This is a genomic window from Mycobacterium sp. 852002-51163_SCH5372311 (assembly GCF_001667115.1).
Classification (GTDB): Bacteria; Actinomycetota; Actinomycetes; order Mycobacteriales; family Mycobacteriaceae; genus Mycobacterium.
This window is the reverse complement of record NZ_LZIJ01000069.1, coordinates 1-14,572: the sequence shown is the minus strand read 5'-3', so window position 1 is coordinate 14,572 and position 14,572 is coordinate 1. Positions and strand designations below refer to the sequence as shown.

The window sequence follows — 14,572 nt, the reverse complement described above, 5'->3', positions numbered from 1 at the left end:
AAAGAGACCAGCCGATCATACGTCCCCGCTCTGACAAGGCGGCGGATTCTCTTCGTCGTCGGCAAGTCGGCGAACGTTCGCGATCCAATTTGCGAGGAACTTCTCAGGATCTTCGAGCCCCCGCTCAAGCACATGATTCAGCGCGTCGGCCTGCGCCAAGATCAGCCGATCCACGTCCTCCGCGGTTTCACACTCCGCAGCCAGCAGCGGCAGCACATCGTCATCGCCGCGGCGCCGAGCCAGCGCCAGACGCAACCCCCGCTCAACGTCGCGGTACATCGGACTCGTCATTTCATCCACCTCTCGTAGAAGTTTGCTGGCGCACGCCCGATATTTGCTGCGGCAGGGCCGATGTTTGCTGGTAGTGTTTGCTTGGCAGTTTCAAAAAAATCCTCGGGGGGAGAGGCCAGCTGACCCGGCGGCCTCGGCCGCCCGGCCCGCTGCCAGCGATTTTGACCCCGTAGGGGGGTTTAAGCCTCTGACCAGCGCAAACGAGCCCCTCGCCGCGGTAGGCGTGCATTCTTCCGCACAAAACTGCTGGTAGGGGGGCTGTACAGCCAGGGTGGCCCACCGAGCACGTTGTTTGCTGGCGTGGCCTGGTTGTTTGCTGTAGCGGAGTCAGGCACTGACTGGGTTTGCTGGCGTGCTGGGTGGTCATTGGCGTGTTCCTGTCATCGCTCGGCGGACGGTCGTCTTTGGAAGCGCCTTTGAGTGGTGGGACGGCGGCGGCGAGGGCGGCGAGCAGCTCGGGCAAGTGATGTCCGCATGGTGAGGGCGGGTTCACCGTTAGGCGGGGCACGGCGTGGCCGCGCCGACCCGGGGTGGACGTGCCTTGCGCCAACGCTGGTAGTGGCTGCAGCACATGCCGCGCGAGTAGGTGGGCTTGCTGCACCCATCGGCCGCTGCAACGGCCGGAACTGTTCATCCGATCTGTCCTGTCCACCCCTCTAAAGAGGGGGTGGTGGTGGACACGGTGGACATATCTGGTGGACAGATGGTGGACAAGTGGACAGATGTCACTCGGTGGCCCCCTTGTAGAACGGTCGCTTGTCGGTGCCGTGGTTAATGAGGACGCCGGATTGCAGCAGGTCAGACAGTGCGCGGTGGAATGTTGCGGACGGCATATCGGCGGCTATCCGCAGTTCGGCCTTGGTCGCGCCGATCGAAGCGAAATGCTGAACAAAGGTGGACATGAGCTTGTCTGAACGCTCAGTTTGTCCACCCCCTCGGTGGACAGATATTGCGCCGCTTTCGGTGCCCGGGATCGGGTCGAACTTGACTTCATGGCGGTCGTATTCGGGTCCGTCTTTGCGCTTCTCGCGGTTGAGTTCGACGATGGCGCCGTCGCGTGTGGTCTTGTACACGGTGTCGGCGCCGGCTTCGAACGCAGAGGATCCGCGGAAGGTCTTGCCGTCCTTGCCTGCGTGGTGCACGCCGAGCACGACGCCTCGGCCGTCTGGCATGTGTCCAAGTAATCGCGTCATCGCGTCGACGACGATTCCGCAGTCCTTTGCGCTGTTCTCGTCGGCGCCGACCATGCAGCGCGCGAGGGTGTCCAGGACGACCAGTCCGTAGCCGTTCCATTCGATCAGCGCGGCAAGGTTGTTGACGTCCAGCGGCCTGGTGAGATTTACCGGCCTGGGGAGGACGTCGAAGTCTTCGTCGCCTATCTGCTTCTGCCATGCGGTTTCCCATGCGTCGATGCGCCGCTTGAAGCCGAATGCGCCTTCACCGGCGACGTAGAGCACGCGGCGGCGCTCGGTCGCGCGCCCTTGCCATCGGCGGCCGGTGGCGACCGAGACCGCCCAGTCGAGCGCGATGAACGTCTTGAGTGTGCCGTGGCGGCCAAAGAGAAGGGCCGTGGTGCCTTGGTCGAGGACGTTGCCGATGAGTGGTTGTGGGTCGGGTAACGAGCGCAGTGCCGATCGGTTGAGTAGCCGATCGGCGAGGACCGGCACCTTGGGAGGATCGTCCGGAATGTCGGGATCAGGCGGGCCGGGGTCGTCCGCCGGCCATTCCGGTTCCGGCCGCACCGCTGCCATGCGTCGAGCCGCGGCCAGGCCGGGGTCAGTGCGGGTCACGCGAGCTCGCCAAGCGTGAGCGCGTGCAGGAGTTCGGCGAGCTCGCGGTCGGTTCCGCCGCGCCGCCAGAGTGCTTGAAGCACTTCCGTTTCAAGCAGTGGGATGCGTCCGGTTGTATCCAGGATGTGGAGTGCGGCGTCGCGGCCGCCGTCGATCATGCGCTCAGTGAGCGGCGGTTCTGAGCATCGACAGGGCCACGGGTCGGGACAGCCGCAGTCGAGTGGCACGACCCGGCGCGCTGCTTTATGACGGCGTTTCCAGATGGCCAAACCGTTATGCTGGTCGGAGTCCGTTGCCGTGGACTTGCTGGAAGCCGCTTCGTTGCCCGCGAGGCGGCTTCTTCGTTGGTAGACCCTCATGCCGCACCGCCGAATGGTTGCATCGCGGCGTCGATCTCATTGAGGTCCAGGCGGACGAGGCGGGTGCCGCTGCGGTAGCCGGTCAGCCGACCGTCAGCGATCATCTGCCGAATTGTGCGGTCAGTTACCCCGAGGTACTCGGCGGCGTCCTGTTGGCTTACCCACCTACGCCGGGTGGGGGTGGGGGATTTCTGTTTCGCCATTGTGTGGTCCGTGCCTTTCGCGCATCGTCAAAGCGATACGCCTTTGGCCGGGACATCCCACGGGGGCGAATAGTCAGCACTATATCGGAAGATACGGGAGCTGCACGGAACCTACGCCTGCGTCAGCGCGTCGCGCCGCGCTGCGAACTCCCATTTACAACGCAAAGCAACTCCAATGAAACACGTTGGTCCGGGACCAATTTCGATACGGCTGCGAGTAGTTCCCCAAGACTGTATTCATTGACCCGGAGTGACCTGCCGCACGGCGAGTGCCGGAACGTCACCGTCGCACGTAGCCGAACCTCGCGGGTCTGGAGCTTTCTGAGCAGTTCCCTACGCTCACCAGCAGGCGCGTTCCGGATCATCCGGTGAGCGCCCTTCAACAATGGCGACCCTCCGCTCCGGCCGGTGCTCCACACCGCTGCCTCGCCCGCTGCGTTCACGTCGACGGCGCCGACAAGCTCTTCGGGGTGGCCGGCGCAGCCGCAGACGATCAGCCATCGCGACGCCTCGTCGGTCATGGCGCTCCCCCGTTCGCTGCGATCTTCGACAGCAAGGCGGCAATCTCGCGGTCGCGGCCCTGGGCGGCGTGCTGGTAGCGCATCGCGGCCTGCGGCGTGGAATGTCCTAGGCGCGCCATCAATTCGGCCAGCGATGCGCCTGTCGCGGCGGCGAGGACCGCGCCGGAGTGCCGCAGGTCGTGCCAACGGAGGTCGTCGCGTCCGGCCGCCTTGCGCGCCTTGTACCAATGCCGCATCAGTGTCGACGGCTGCAGATGTTCGCCGCGCTCGTTCGGGAATAGTAACGAATCACGCTTGCTACCAACATGTCTCGATAGGTGCTGCTCGATTTGCGGGATGATGTGCGGCGGGATCGCGACGTCACGGACGCCGGCATCTGATTTGGGTGTGGTTACTTCGAAAGTGCCGGCTTTGGTACGCACCGCGGCCCGGCGAATTCGGATCACCTCGTGAGACAGGTCGATGTCGCCGCGCTTGAGTTCGATCGTTTCGCCGAATCGCAATGCGCACCAGGACGCTAGGGTGACCATCAGCCGCAGCCGTTCGGGCATCTTTTCAGTCACTGTCGCCAGCTCTTCGACGCTGGCGGGCCGGATCTTGTGGACGCGCTTGGCGCGGCCGGCGCCGACGATGCGGCAGGGGTTGGCGTCGATCAGCTCGTCATTGACAGCGCTGCCCATGATGGTGCGCAACAGACTGTAGGCGTGGCTGCGCATGGTCGGCCGGTCTGTCAGAGTCTCGGAGTACCATTCGCGGACATCTTTGGGCTTGATCGCGGCGAGCTGCCGGTTGCCGAACGTGTCGATCAAATGGTCGTCCAGGATGGCCTGGTAGTGCTCGCGGGTGCGTGCCTTGATCGGCCTGCCGGCGACCTGGCGCCCAGCGAGCCAGCCCGCGGCGTAGGCACCGAAGGTGATTCGCTCTGGCTTGTCGTCGTCGGCCGTCCAGGTCTCGCGGTAGATCTCTTTGCGCTTGGACTCGACCCAGGCATCTGCCTCGGCGCGGTAGCCGAATGTCTTGGGAGCGTTGCGGCGGACTCCGTCAGGGCCGGTGTAGCGCACCTGCCAGCGTCGCGACGGGAGCTGTCGGATGGTGGCGAAATCTCGCTTAGTTCGGCGTGCCATGCGCCGGATACTCCCCTGCTTTTTCGTGCCCAATGTCGTGCCCGATAGCTTACAGGTGGTTCCTCTTGTCTCCGCATGATTCACGCGATACTGTGCAACGTGTTGCCAGTTCAGAGGCCATCTGCGCAGGTGACGATACGAATCAGCAAACACCGAGAACGCCTACTTCAATCCCAGTATCGCGCACCAGCTCCGATACAGGTCAAAGGCAGTTTCTGAGACCGGAATCGGACACCATGGGCCAGATATGGGCCAGAGGGTTACCGAGCTAGCAACCACCGAGAGGTAGCTAGCCATGCCCTATCTGCACAATCTCCGCCCCCAGCCCGTCGTGTCTGTCTACGACTTCAACGAGTTTCTGCGCCGGGTGGATACGGCCCTCAAACACTCCGGGTTGACACACGCCGACATCGCGGACTTCAACTACTACGGCTACTACAAAGCGCACATCACACCCTACGAAGCAGCAAAAGCCGCACTCGCCGCCAACGCCGGCTGCTGCTACCCAGCGACCGGCCGTCGCTGCGCGCCGACCGGTTGCGGCTACTGCAACCGGGGGACCGAGCACATTTCGCCTTAGCCCACACAGAAGAACTCACTAGCGGCAAGGCGCGCCGCGCTCTCTGAGCATCCCACCGCCCGTTCCATCCCGCGGGAATGCACTGACTTCGAGAAAGGAATACTCAAATGGGTTACGTCAACCCCAACCCGTCCTCGGTTTATGCCGAGGAGTGCCCGTGCGCCAACGGTCGCCCGTGCCGCGAGCACGGCGACCCCGGCCCGGCCGAGCCCGATGACCGCTACCTGTGCGAGAGCGAGGTGGCGTGATACCCCCCCAGCAGCCCCAACCCCACCCTGCCCTAACCCACCGGTGCCCGTTCTGCGGCGCCGACCCCGGCACACCATGCGTGAGCCGGCATGGCCGCGAACTCGTCGGACTACACCTCCGCCGAATCCACATCGTCCACCCACTACCGCCGACTCCGGTCAAACAGGCGTTGTGCTGCCAGTGCGGCCAGATCCGCACCTACAAGGACGCCTGGCGGGCGCAGGGCGGGTACAACTCGGCCGACAGGTGGCGGCGCCGGATGGTCGGCCGGCTGAAGTGCTCACACTGCCAGGCCATCACCGACCACGCGCTCCTGAAAGACCCCGAATGCAGGCACCGCGATGATGATGAGCGTGAGCAGCTGCTGGCGCTCGGCGACCCGCCGCGCGGCGCCTCCGAACGGGGCAGGGATCTTGAGCGGTTACGCCGGGAGTACCGAGAGGCGGCGCCGCGAAATCCCAACCTTGAGCACGTTTGGTGGATCAGCGACGCGAATCGAGCGATCGCGGAGAACGCTCCGACGTTGACGGTGCTGTGTGGTGAAACGATCCCAACACCGCAATCACGCCCGGAATCATGGCACCACCTGAACAACGACGCTGACCGTGGCAAGCCGCGCCCGGTGCGCCTCGACGAGTACGAGGACCACGAGACCGGGATGTCGTGGCGCGATGGTGATTGCGTCGATTGCCTGCGCGTGTACAACACAACTCGGCTAGCTCTGCAGCGCGGCCACCTGTACGACTGGTTGAATTACCTTGCGCACAATCTCCTAGATTCGCTTGACGCCGTGACCGTCGACGAGCTGATCGAAGCTGTCAAAGCCATCCACCGCAAATCTGGAAAGTCGCGATGAAGTGCGCCGCAGGGATTTCTGGGGCCGGGTTTATGCGGGCACCCTGTTTAACCGCGAGCCAGCCTCGGGCATAAAGCCTGTCGCTCTGCGGCACCCGGCTGGTGAGTCTAGCCGACATCACCGGCCAGGAGTAAAGTGGCGATCTTCGCTTGCCGCAGCGGAGTTCTGGACAGGGGTCCGCAATGGTCACATCATTCCGGCGGTGGTTGTCGCGCAAGCTCTTCCTATGGTCCTGCCGCATCCACGAGGACTGGCACGAAATCGAACTCACCGCCGACGACGGTGAGCGGATCCGATTCTGCTGCTATCACGACTTCACCGGCTCGTGGCCTGAACGCTGGCAGTTCAGCTGCTCATGCGAGCAAAGATAAGATAACCCGTGTGGCGGCGGTGCCCCGCAGCCCGCAAGAGCAGGACTCCGTTACCGATGACCTCTTACGGGGCTACGTGCCGGATAGGCGCACCGAGACAACTCGGAGGCACCACCCTTATCTATCTGCGTCATAGCGCGGGACGATCACGTCATCAGGCCAAACACGCAGATAACGCACCCGCGTTGGTGGCCACGGCACATTCAGGTGGCGCATCGAATGGCCATGCATCAGCGAATTCGACACGGTCACCGGCTGGCCCGCCTCCAAAGCCTCCAACAGGTGCCGCGACCGGCGGTAGAGGCGGTACTCAGCAGGCGCAGTGATCTCATCCGCATGATCACATCGGCGCCGCTCAGATTCGAGCAGCGCAGCATAAACACCGGGTACGACAACTTCATACCCACCAGCCCCACGTTCAGCACGGCGCCGGGCGCCCCGCGCGATCCTAGGCACCGTCACGCTCCCAACGCGTCCGCGCGGCCCGCGCAGCCTTCTGAGAACGCCTCGACGTCGGCTCGGGAAGTTTCGTCTTCACCTGCTTGAGCAGGCGCGCCGCCGAGGCCTCGAGCAGCCGCAGCTCGGCGCTCAACTTGACCCGCGTCTTCGCATCATCGGACTCCCGATACATCTGCTCGATGTCGGTTTTGCGGTCGATCTCGCAGGCGATGAGTTCGCGGACCGCGGCCTCAGCGGCGGTCCATTCCAGGCGCTGCCCGGACAGCTCGCCAGCATCGGCAAGTTCCGCGTCCAGCTCGGCGAGCACCGCCACCGCCTCCGCCGAATGGCGGCCTGCTGCGGGCTTCTGGACAGCGGGACGGTCAGACTCTCGACGGGGCTTAACCGTAACGGTGGGCACCGTCGAAGCGTTACGGTTAGCGCCCCGGCGCACGCGGTGCGCACGCTGCTTGCACGCCGGCGAACAATACCGGGCCCGAGCCGAGCCGATCATGCTGTTACCGCAGCTAGCGCACGTCTTCCTAGCCACCGCCATCAGCTCCCCATGCTTTTCCTGGGAACGCACAGGAAAAGCCGCATCCGGCGGCCGCGAACCGTAACGCGAACTCTGCGATTCTGCGTGCAGCCGGCCCGAGCGGCAGCACCGTATCGGCGGCCTCCTGGGGCTCAGGGGCTTCCGGGGGGTGGGTCTTGTTCGCGGTCATCGGAGGATTCCCGGGTGTAGTGGTGTGGGGCGTTGGGCTTTGCGTTGTGCTCGGGCGGCTGCTCCTTCTGCGCTGGCTTTGCGGGTGTTGCATGGCTGGCAGATGGCTTGGCAGTTGTTGGGGTCGAGTGGTGGTCCTCCTGCTGCGGTGTTGATGATGTGATCGACTTGGGTTGCGTGGCCGGTGCAGTAGGGGCCGCGGGTTTGGCATTGGTAGCGGTCGCGTTCGAGTACTTGTCGGCGTAGTCGTTTCCATGCGCGGGTGCTCGTGACTTTGGATGAGGCGGTGCGTGGGCCGCGCCAGTGTTGGGGCTGGCAGTCGTCGCAGTACTTTTGGCCGGGGTCGATCAGGTTGGTGCAGGTGCTGTTGTTGCCTGGGCAGAGGCGTGGTGCTCGTGGCATGTCATGACCTCCCGTTCTGCGGCCAGTGGTGTTTGAGTGCGCTCCGCTATCCCCTATACAGGCAGTCCTGTCATGCGGCTGCGTGCGCTGCTCATGGCTTGGCCTTGGGCTGCGTTGAGCATTGATACGGTCGACCCGATGCGGTCTTGCGGATTGATGACGTGGACCGACTGGTCAATGGTTGTGACGTTGCCGCCTTGCGCTGCGGCTGGTTTGGCGACGCTGTAGCCGCTGGGCACGGCGCCCGGGGCCCCGCTGGCGACGGGCGGCCCGTACTCGTCGGCCGCTGCTGCAGGTTGACCGACAGGCCCGTAGGGTTGGGGAACGATGCCGGGCAGCATGTTTCCCAGGCCGCTGAGAATGTCTCCACCGGGTATGTCTGCGCCGGCGCCGCCACTGGCATACGCGGACGCCGGCAGCCCACCGCCGCTGCCGCCCTTGCCGCCACCGGTGAGCACCGTCATGAGGCCTTTGAATCCCTTGAACAGCCCGCCCTCGAGAGGGTTCTTGACCAGTGAGCCGATGCCGAAGATTTCGAGGAAGCCGCTGAGGATGTCCTGGCCGAGTTGCTGCCCGGACGGGCCGCCAGCTGGCGTGACATACATCGGCTGGCCCTGCGTGCCGAGCGGCATACCGGTGGGTGAAACCCCGTACGGGGCAGCGGCTGTCGGCGTTGCCAGCGATGGCATCCCGGCGGCTCCGGGTGGCAGGACTGACTGCCCGAATCGGGTGTGAACATGGCCCCGATGCCCGGGGTAGTCGCCTGAGTAGTCGGTGTTGAACGGGAAGCCGGTATTTTGGCCGGTCTGCGGATTGCTCCAAATCACCTGCTCGGCAAGCCCATTGGTTGCCAGCCATTTCGCGAACGCGTCAAGGCGAGCGATCTCTTCTGGCGTGTAGCCAGCACCTTGCATGTTGGCTTTACCGGCTGGCCACCAGTCGATTCCGCGGTTCTGGCCGCTGCGCTCCTGATGCCCGGCATACGTGCTGGGCTCGAGTCCGAATGCGCGCCCAAGTTGATACACCCAGTCGGGGAACCCGGGCTTGCCTTGGCGAATGTCGGTGCCCACCGGTAACCCGTAAGGCACACCGCCCAGGCCACCAGGCGGCATGACTGCCGTCGCCCCGGGCACCGGAGTGCCGCCGGAAGGCAATGCGGCCGTCGGCGCAGGAAGCGCCGGGAGGGTCGGGACTGCAGTGCCTCCCTGCATAGCAGCAACAACTTGCTGCACATAATCTTGCGGCTGGGCATGTCCCTGCCAGTCAGATGAAAGCCCAGACTGTCCAACAACTCTCGCGATCCATTCAGCCTTTTGCTGAGCGGTGCCGCCAGCGGGGAATGGGCCCGCAACCGCAGCCCGATCCTTAAACTGCTGCGCCAACGCATCGACGTGCGCCTGCAGGTCCGAACGTCCGCCCAGTTGGGCATCCGTGAACCCGAGTGTCGGTTGTCCTGCCGCATTGAGGCCTTCGACTTGGCTGAACCCTTGGATGAGCTGGATCATCTCTGGGCTGAACCCTTTAGCTTTCAGCGCTGCGACTAGCGGCGTATCCCCGCCGCTGGGCGGCAATGCTGTCGCCGACGGGGTGGGCAGCGCGGACGGCGCGGCAGCAGGTGGTAACTCCACCGGCGCGGTCGGCACACCAGGCAGCGCGGGCAGACCACCGGGTGCTCCGGGTAATCCTCCGCCGGCGGGAGGGGTCGCGGGTGCGCCGGGCGTGCTCGGTAACAAATGGAAGCGTTCCAACCCGCCCAACAACTTATCGAGACCAAGATCGTGGATCGCGTTGTGAAGCAAGTCCAAGATGGGTTTGACGACGTTCCACATCGTTTCAACGCCGCGCTTGACGCTGTCCCAGAACACGCTGAACTTGGTCGACGCATCCTCCACCACAGCAATAACTTTGGGCATATTCTCGCTGGCGAACTGGTTGAACAGCTCCAGCATCCGCGTCACCAGCGGCAGCAGGAATTTCAGCGCGTCAATCCACGCGGGGAGTTGGGAGATCGCCAACTGAGTCAAACTCGGAATGAGCGGCTGCAGCACCGTCAGCCACATCAGCGTCTGCTGAACAAGCGGGCCGATGTAGGGAAGTAGTTGCTGGATAGCAGGAACTAGAGCCGCCACGAGTACCTGGCCGGTTTGTGCCAGCACCGAACCCAGCTGCTGTAAGACCGGCGTGAACGCCTGCACCACAACGTTCATGACCGGGCCGAGGGCTTGCATCAGTTGTGTCATCGACGGCGCCAACGCGGTGATGACGGTGGTGGCGACTTGCGCTAGCAGCGTCAGCATCGGCGTCAAACCGTTAGTGATGAACGACGCGAACAGATTCGACAGCGGGGCGATCGCCGGCGCCAACGCCGTCAGCACCTGGCCGAGGCCGCCGAGCGTCGCGGTGCCGATCGGCGCCAAATCCATGAACATCTGCAACACGGTTGGCAGCATGGTGGTCAACTGCCCCAACGCCACCAGCCCGGTCTGTAACCACGTCCCAAGCGCGGGTGAGCTCGCGAACTGAGCGAACGCTGTCGCGAACTGTCCGATAATCTTCCCCAGATCTGGCAGGAACGACGAACCCGTCACCGTCAGCTGCAGGAACGCCTGACCCAAAGTCGAAATGACCGGCAGGAACTCACGGAATGACGTGGTGAGGTTGTTGAGCAGCGTCTGCATCAACTGCATGGTGGCGGGCTGCTGCAGGAACCCCATGAACGCCGACGTGGCCTGGTTGATCAGCCCGGCCATCGTGGTGAACGCGCCCTGCAGCATCGGCATGTAGGCGGTGGCGAGCTGCTGGATCTGCGGGCCCAAATTGGTGAACAGCGCGTCCTGGATGCTGTTCTTGAACGACTCCCATTGCGGCTTCATCGCGATCAGCGTGCCGACGAACTGCTGCGCAGCCGGGGACAGCTTCGCCATCGCCTGCGCCGCTGTCTCGGCCGTCGACGACGTCTTGCCTTGCGCTTCAGCCAGACCCTGCTGCGCCGCCGCGACATTCTCGTGCGCTTTCGCCAGGCGCTCGTTGGCGGCGACCACCTGATCGGAACCCTCAACGCCTTTCGCGTTGGCCTCCGCCGCCTTGCCCTGCAGCTGCACGTTGCGTTCGTGCGCTTCGATCACCCGCTGGTCAGCGGCCTCGACCCGCAGCTGCGCCTGCTGATACTCGATCGAGTCGCGGAACCGGCCGGTCGCCAAATCCCTACGCGCCGCCTGCGCATCCAGGATCGCCTGCTTCTCATCGATCACGCCGCCACGCAGCTGAACATTCAAGTCCTCGAGCTGCTGGCGGGCATCCCGGCGCGCGTTGGCAACATCTTTCTGCGCGTTCGCTTCATCCAAAACAGCGTCACGCAAAGACTTTTGAGCCGACGCAACCGCCTTCGTCTTCGCTTCCTGGTCCTTGCCAGCGGAGTCCGCGGCCTTTCCGGCGGCTTCCCACGCCTCCTTGACGCCGTCCAAACCGATCGCCAGTGTGGCGACGACGCTGCCAGCCCCGGCCAGGCCGGCCGGCGCCAACCCCGCCAACCCCGACAGTGACGACGCGACACCGGCCAGCGCGGCGATCGCCCCCGTCATCAGGATCGGCTTCAGCGACGACATGATCGAGTTGCCCAGGATCTGCCCGATCACGGTGCCCTCGGGTCCGGCCGCCGACCCTATCGCCCCCGCAGCATCACCAAACCCCTGCGACATCGCCCCACTGAGAGCCTGTCCTCCCTGCTGACCCATCATCGTGAAAGCCTGTGTCCCAACGGACGACAAGGACATTGCCGCACCGGAAGCCAGGGCTGACCCCATCGACATCGCCGCCGACTCACCCAACCGTTCCAGGCTGGATGTGATTTCCCCGCCGAGGCGGTCCTTGTCCACGTTGACGTGGATCGTGGCGTGCCGGTCCCGGGCGGCTGCGTCGATCTCGGCTTTCGCTTTGGCGGTTTCGGCTTTGACGTCGACGTTGACGTCCTGGATGCCGGATTGGATCTCGCGGCCCCAACGGCGGCCAGCTTCAGCGGCTTTCGGGTCGACCTCCCGGAAGGCGCGCACGATGCCGTCGGCGATCTGCGAAGTCTCGGGGAGCACCTCTGCGTACAATGTGGCGATGGAGGTCATTGAATTAGCCTCCCGCCATTGATGATTCGCGGCGGCGCTGGCGCAGCAACGACTAGGCCCTGACAAGGTGTGCCGTCATGGCCGCGCTTGCCCGAAGAAAGGATTAATCGGGTTTGACGCCGTGCGCCGCCGCAAGTCTGAATCGTTCAGCCCCCCAGCGCGGTAACGCGGTCTTCGAGGGAGCGGATCGCGTCGAGGGTCGCTCGCAGCGCTTTGTCCGATGCAGTCGGGCCGATGGTGTTGCCGCCCATTGTCTTCGGGTAGGCGTCGAAGATCGCCCGGGTTAGCGGCGGTAGTGAGGTGTGGTCCGCTATACCGGCGTCGTAGGTGTCCATGGGTCAGAATCCTCCTGCCGTGGCGTTCTTCGCTGATTCGATTGTTTTTGCGGTTCGGGCGAACACGTGAGTCACATTCTTGAGGCGGTCGCCGCGTTCGGTGGGCGGCGAGAGGGTCGTCGGCTGTGGGTTGGCGCGTTGTTGCCGGTCAGCCCAATGCTGCTGCAACTGCTCGGGTGTGGGCACCCACGGTTCTGCGGGGCTGGTCACCAGCCAGCGCAGCAATAGGGGCTGTGAAGCCGGCCATGGCTCGTACCGGGGTGCGGGCCCGCGAACGTTGGTGACGGTGACGCCGTTCCTGGCGCCGCCGGTGCGCCATTCACGCCACACATCGTCCAAGTTCCGGATGTACAGGTCGCTGGCGTGCTCCTCGCCCCCAGCGGTGGGCTTCGATCGGGTGACGATGTCGTCGTCGATGCGGGCAAGCTGGAACCGGCGCAGTGTGGCGTAGTCGTCGGCCAACTCGCACAGGCGTTTCCAGGCCGGTCCCCGGTCGGAGGCGATGGCCTCCTGCGCGCTGCTGACATCGCCCAGCTCGGCGACCACCTCCGCGGCGTCGTCGAGGAGCCGCTCGAGTTCGCGGTGGAAACCCGCCAACACCTCATTGCGGATTGAGCGCGACACAGCCGCGGCCTGCCCCTGAGCCTGGCTGGCCAGCGCAATCAGGACGCCGCGCCGGCGTTCAAGCCGAGCCTCGGCGTCCTTGCGGTCGATCTGCGCGTCGATCCATTCCTCACGAATCTCACCGATCGTGAACGGATCCAACTCCTGTGCCGCCGAAGGCAGCGAGGGTGGCGTGGTGATTAAGCGCCGCGTTTCCTCAGCCACTTTCTTCGCGGTGTGGTACTCCTGCGGCAGAAGCTCCTGCTCGATAGCTGTAAGTCTTTCCTGAATGCTGGTCATGGGTGTCTAGTTGCCTCGCTTCCCGAATCGCCTCTCCGCCTCGGCAATCCCGCCCTGGCCCCGCCTGGGCTGTTCTGCCGGCGGGCGGGTCCGCGCCCACAGCGCCGCGGCATCCTCAGAGCTCATTTCAGCCAGCTGCTGTTCAAATACCGGGTCGATGTTCGCCATCGCCTGCCCGCCTTCCCGCGTAGTCCTTCACGTCGGATTCGCGGAACAGCCAACGGCCGCCAACAATCTGGCCGCCTAGGTCGATGGCGTGACGCTGAACTTGCCGGTTCGACCAGTCCAGGATCTGCGCCGCCTCCGAGGAACCGATCCACGTCTCCTCCCCTGACGGTGACTGATCCTCGTCAGCACAACCATTTTCGTGTCGCGTGGGCGACAACCGCACCCGGTGATCCAACCGCGCGTAGAGCCGTCCCACCTCGGGCGGCAGCGGCCGGCCACCCAGATTGCACTGCCGAATAAACCACGACAGCCCGTAATAGGCGGCCTCGACGTCGGTGTCATCGAGCCTCACCCGCCGCTCCCTGGCTCCTCGAAGACCGCCCACATTTTGCCGCCCTTCTCGTCAAAGTCGATGCGACAACCGGGCCAGTCCCGCACAGCCAGAAACGCCAAGACAACGGACGTGACATTCGACCCGACAGCATTCTTCGCGTGCAGGGCGCGTTTGGCGCCGCGGCGTTTCCACTCCGCCGGCATCGTGTCCAGACCGGCCGCCGGATCCCACTGCTCGAGCATGTCCTCGACGCTGATACCTAGCAGCAGCGCGACACCGTCACAGGTTGGTTGAGTGTCACCATCGCGGTACTCGCAGAGCAGTATTCGTCTCATGAGTAGACAATCTCGATGTCGGCGTCGCAGTCCTTATCCGCCCAGTACCGCAGCACGTCTTCGAGAGCATTGCTGCCGGTGTGGGCCCGCGCCTCGGCCGCGCGGCGTTTGGCTCGCTGCATCCACTGCGGTGGCATGTCGAACGGAGACCATGCCCCGTCAGATCTAGTGATGCGAGCGACCAATTCAGATGGCGACACTCCCCAGAGCAACGCCATGCCAGCCATGCTCACGACGGGCTCCCCGTGGGCGTAGGTGAATTCGATGCGGATGGTTTCCCGATTGGCGGTCACGATTCTCCTTGTTTGCTGGCGAGCTGGCGGCAGTGATAGCAAGGCTCGGGCTGGGCGGTGCACACGCACCCGTTGCGCCGCGGTGCCTCGTGTCCGTCTTTCTGTGGCACAGCTGGCACAGCTGGCACAGCCGCTGGTCACAGCGGTATGCCACGCCATGCCACTGGCACACCGCAGGCAC

17 protein-coding genes are annotated in these 14,572 nt (G+C 64.4%); 4 read left to right on the top strand and 13 right to left on the bottom strand.

Annotated features, from left to right (window positions below):
• Window positions 1–15: 15 nt before the first annotated feature.
• The 5 genes from A5791_RS08290 to A5791_RS08270 form a co-directional block, all read right to left on the bottom strand.
• On the bottom strand, window positions 16–291 hold the full coding sequence (locus A5791_RS08290; RefSeq protein ID WP_156661078.1) for a hypothetical protein: 276 nt from the start codon (window positions 289–291) through the stop codon (window positions 16–18).
• A gap of 725 nt (window positions 292–1,016) precedes the next feature.
• Window positions 1,017–2,081: an AAA family ATPase gene (locus tag A5791_RS08285; RefSeq protein ID WP_156661077.1), complete on the bottom strand. Its 1,065-nt coding sequence runs from the start codon at window positions 2,079–2,081 to the stop codon at window positions 1,017–1,019.
• Window positions 2,078–2,239 (bottom strand): hypothetical protein, encoded by a 162-nt coding sequence (locus tag A5791_RS08280; protein WP_231995835.1) that lies wholly within the window; start codon window positions 2,237–2,239, stop codon window positions 2,078–2,080. Before A5791_RS08280 ends, A5791_RS08285 begins: the two co-directional genes overlap by 4 nt.
• 197 nt (window positions 2,240–2,436) lie before the next feature.
• Window positions 2,437–2,643 carry an excisionase family DNA-binding protein gene (locus A5791_RS08275; protein WP_067233843.1) on the bottom strand — a complete coding sequence of 69 codons (207 nt, stop codon included), beginning with the start codon at window positions 2,641–2,643 and terminating at the stop codon, window positions 2,437–2,439.
• A 517-nt stretch (window positions 2,644–3,160) separates the two neighbouring features.
• Window positions 3,161–4,297: a site-specific integrase gene (locus A5791_RS08270; protein ID WP_067233880.1), complete on the bottom strand. Its 1,137-nt coding sequence runs from the start codon at window positions 4,295–4,297 to the stop codon at window positions 3,161–3,163.
• A 286-nt stretch (window positions 4,298–4,583) separates the two neighbouring features.
• Between A5791_RS08270 and A5791_RS08265 the strand changes: the two genes are divergently transcribed.
• The 4 genes from A5791_RS08265 (at window position 4,584) to A5791_RS08255 (ending at window position 6,344) form a co-directional block, all read left to right on the top strand.
• A complete protein-coding gene (locus A5791_RS08265) occupies window positions 4,584–4,868 on the top strand; it encodes a hypothetical protein (RefSeq protein ID WP_067233841.1) in 285 nt (94 codons plus the stop codon).
• Between the two features lie 107 nt (window positions 4,869–4,975).
• Window positions 4,976–5,116: a hypothetical protein gene (locus tag A5791_RS26415; protein ID WP_156661075.1), complete on the top strand. Its 141-nt coding sequence runs from the start codon at window positions 4,976–4,978 to the stop codon at window positions 5,114–5,116.
• 80 nt (window positions 5,117–5,196) lie between these two features.
• Entirely contained in the window at window positions 5,197–5,973 is a 777-nt protein-coding gene (locus A5791_RS08260) for a hypothetical protein (RefSeq protein WP_156661074.1), read from the top strand.
• Between the two features lie 182 nt (window positions 5,974–6,155).
• Window positions 6,156–6,344, top strand: a complete 189-nt coding sequence (locus tag A5791_RS08255) for a hypothetical protein (RefSeq protein ID WP_067233836.1) — start codon at window positions 6,156–6,158, stop codon at window positions 6,342–6,344.
• 448 nt (window positions 6,345–6,792) lie between these two features.
• On the opposite strand, the gene A5791_RS27130 is transcribed toward A5791_RS08255, so the two are convergent.
• The 8 genes from A5791_RS27130 to A5791_RS08220 all read right to left on the bottom strand — a co-directional run bounded on the left by A5791_RS27130 (window position 6,793) and on the right by A5791_RS08220 (window position 14,391).
• Window positions 6,793–7,203 carry a hypothetical protein gene (locus tag A5791_RS27130; protein WP_231995834.1) on the bottom strand — a complete coding sequence of 137 codons (411 nt, stop codon included), beginning with the start codon at window positions 7,201–7,203 and terminating at the stop codon, window positions 6,793–6,795.
• A gap of 300 nt (window positions 7,204–7,503) precedes the next feature.
• Window positions 7,504–7,908 carry an HNH endonuclease gene (locus tag A5791_RS25900; RefSeq protein WP_082966820.1) on the bottom strand — a complete coding sequence of 135 codons (405 nt, stop codon included), beginning with the start codon at window positions 7,906–7,908 and terminating at the stop codon, window positions 7,504–7,506.
• 53 nt (window positions 7,909–7,961) lie between these two features.
• Window positions 7,962–12,023, bottom strand: a complete 4,062-nt coding sequence (locus tag A5791_RS08245; RefSeq protein WP_067233831.1) for a hypothetical protein — start codon at window positions 12,021–12,023, stop codon at window positions 7,962–7,964.
• A gap of 146 nt (window positions 12,024–12,169) precedes the next feature.
• Window positions 12,170–12,358: a hypothetical protein gene (locus tag A5791_RS08240; RefSeq protein ID WP_067233828.1), complete on the bottom strand. Its 189-nt coding sequence runs from the start codon at window positions 12,356–12,358 to the stop codon at window positions 12,170–12,172.
• A 3-nt stretch (window positions 12,359–12,361) separates the two neighbouring features.
• The gene (locus A5791_RS08235) at window positions 12,362–13,261 is read right to left on the bottom strand and encodes a hypothetical protein (RefSeq protein ID WP_067233826.1); all 900 of its coding nucleotides are present in this window, start codon (window positions 13,259–13,261) and stop codon (window positions 12,362–12,364) included.
• Window positions 13,262–13,403: 142 nt separating this feature from the next.
• The gene (locus A5791_RS08230) at window positions 13,404–13,781 is read right to left on the bottom strand and encodes a helix-turn-helix domain-containing protein (RefSeq protein WP_067233823.1); all 378 of its coding nucleotides are present in this window, start codon (window positions 13,779–13,781) and stop codon (window positions 13,404–13,406) included.
• On the bottom strand, window positions 13,778–14,098 hold the full coding sequence (locus A5791_RS08225; protein WP_067233820.1) for a hypothetical protein: 321 nt from the start codon (window positions 14,096–14,098) through the stop codon (window positions 13,778–13,780). The genes A5791_RS08230 and A5791_RS08225 overlap by 4 nt, the downstream gene beginning before the upstream one ends.
• Window positions 14,095–14,391 carry a hypothetical protein gene (locus A5791_RS08220; protein WP_082966819.1) on the bottom strand — a complete coding sequence of 99 codons (297 nt, stop codon included), beginning with the start codon at window positions 14,389–14,391 and terminating at the stop codon, window positions 14,095–14,097. Before A5791_RS08220 ends, A5791_RS08225 begins: the two co-directional genes overlap by 4 nt.
• Between the last annotated feature and the right edge of the window lie 181 nt (window positions 14,392–14,572).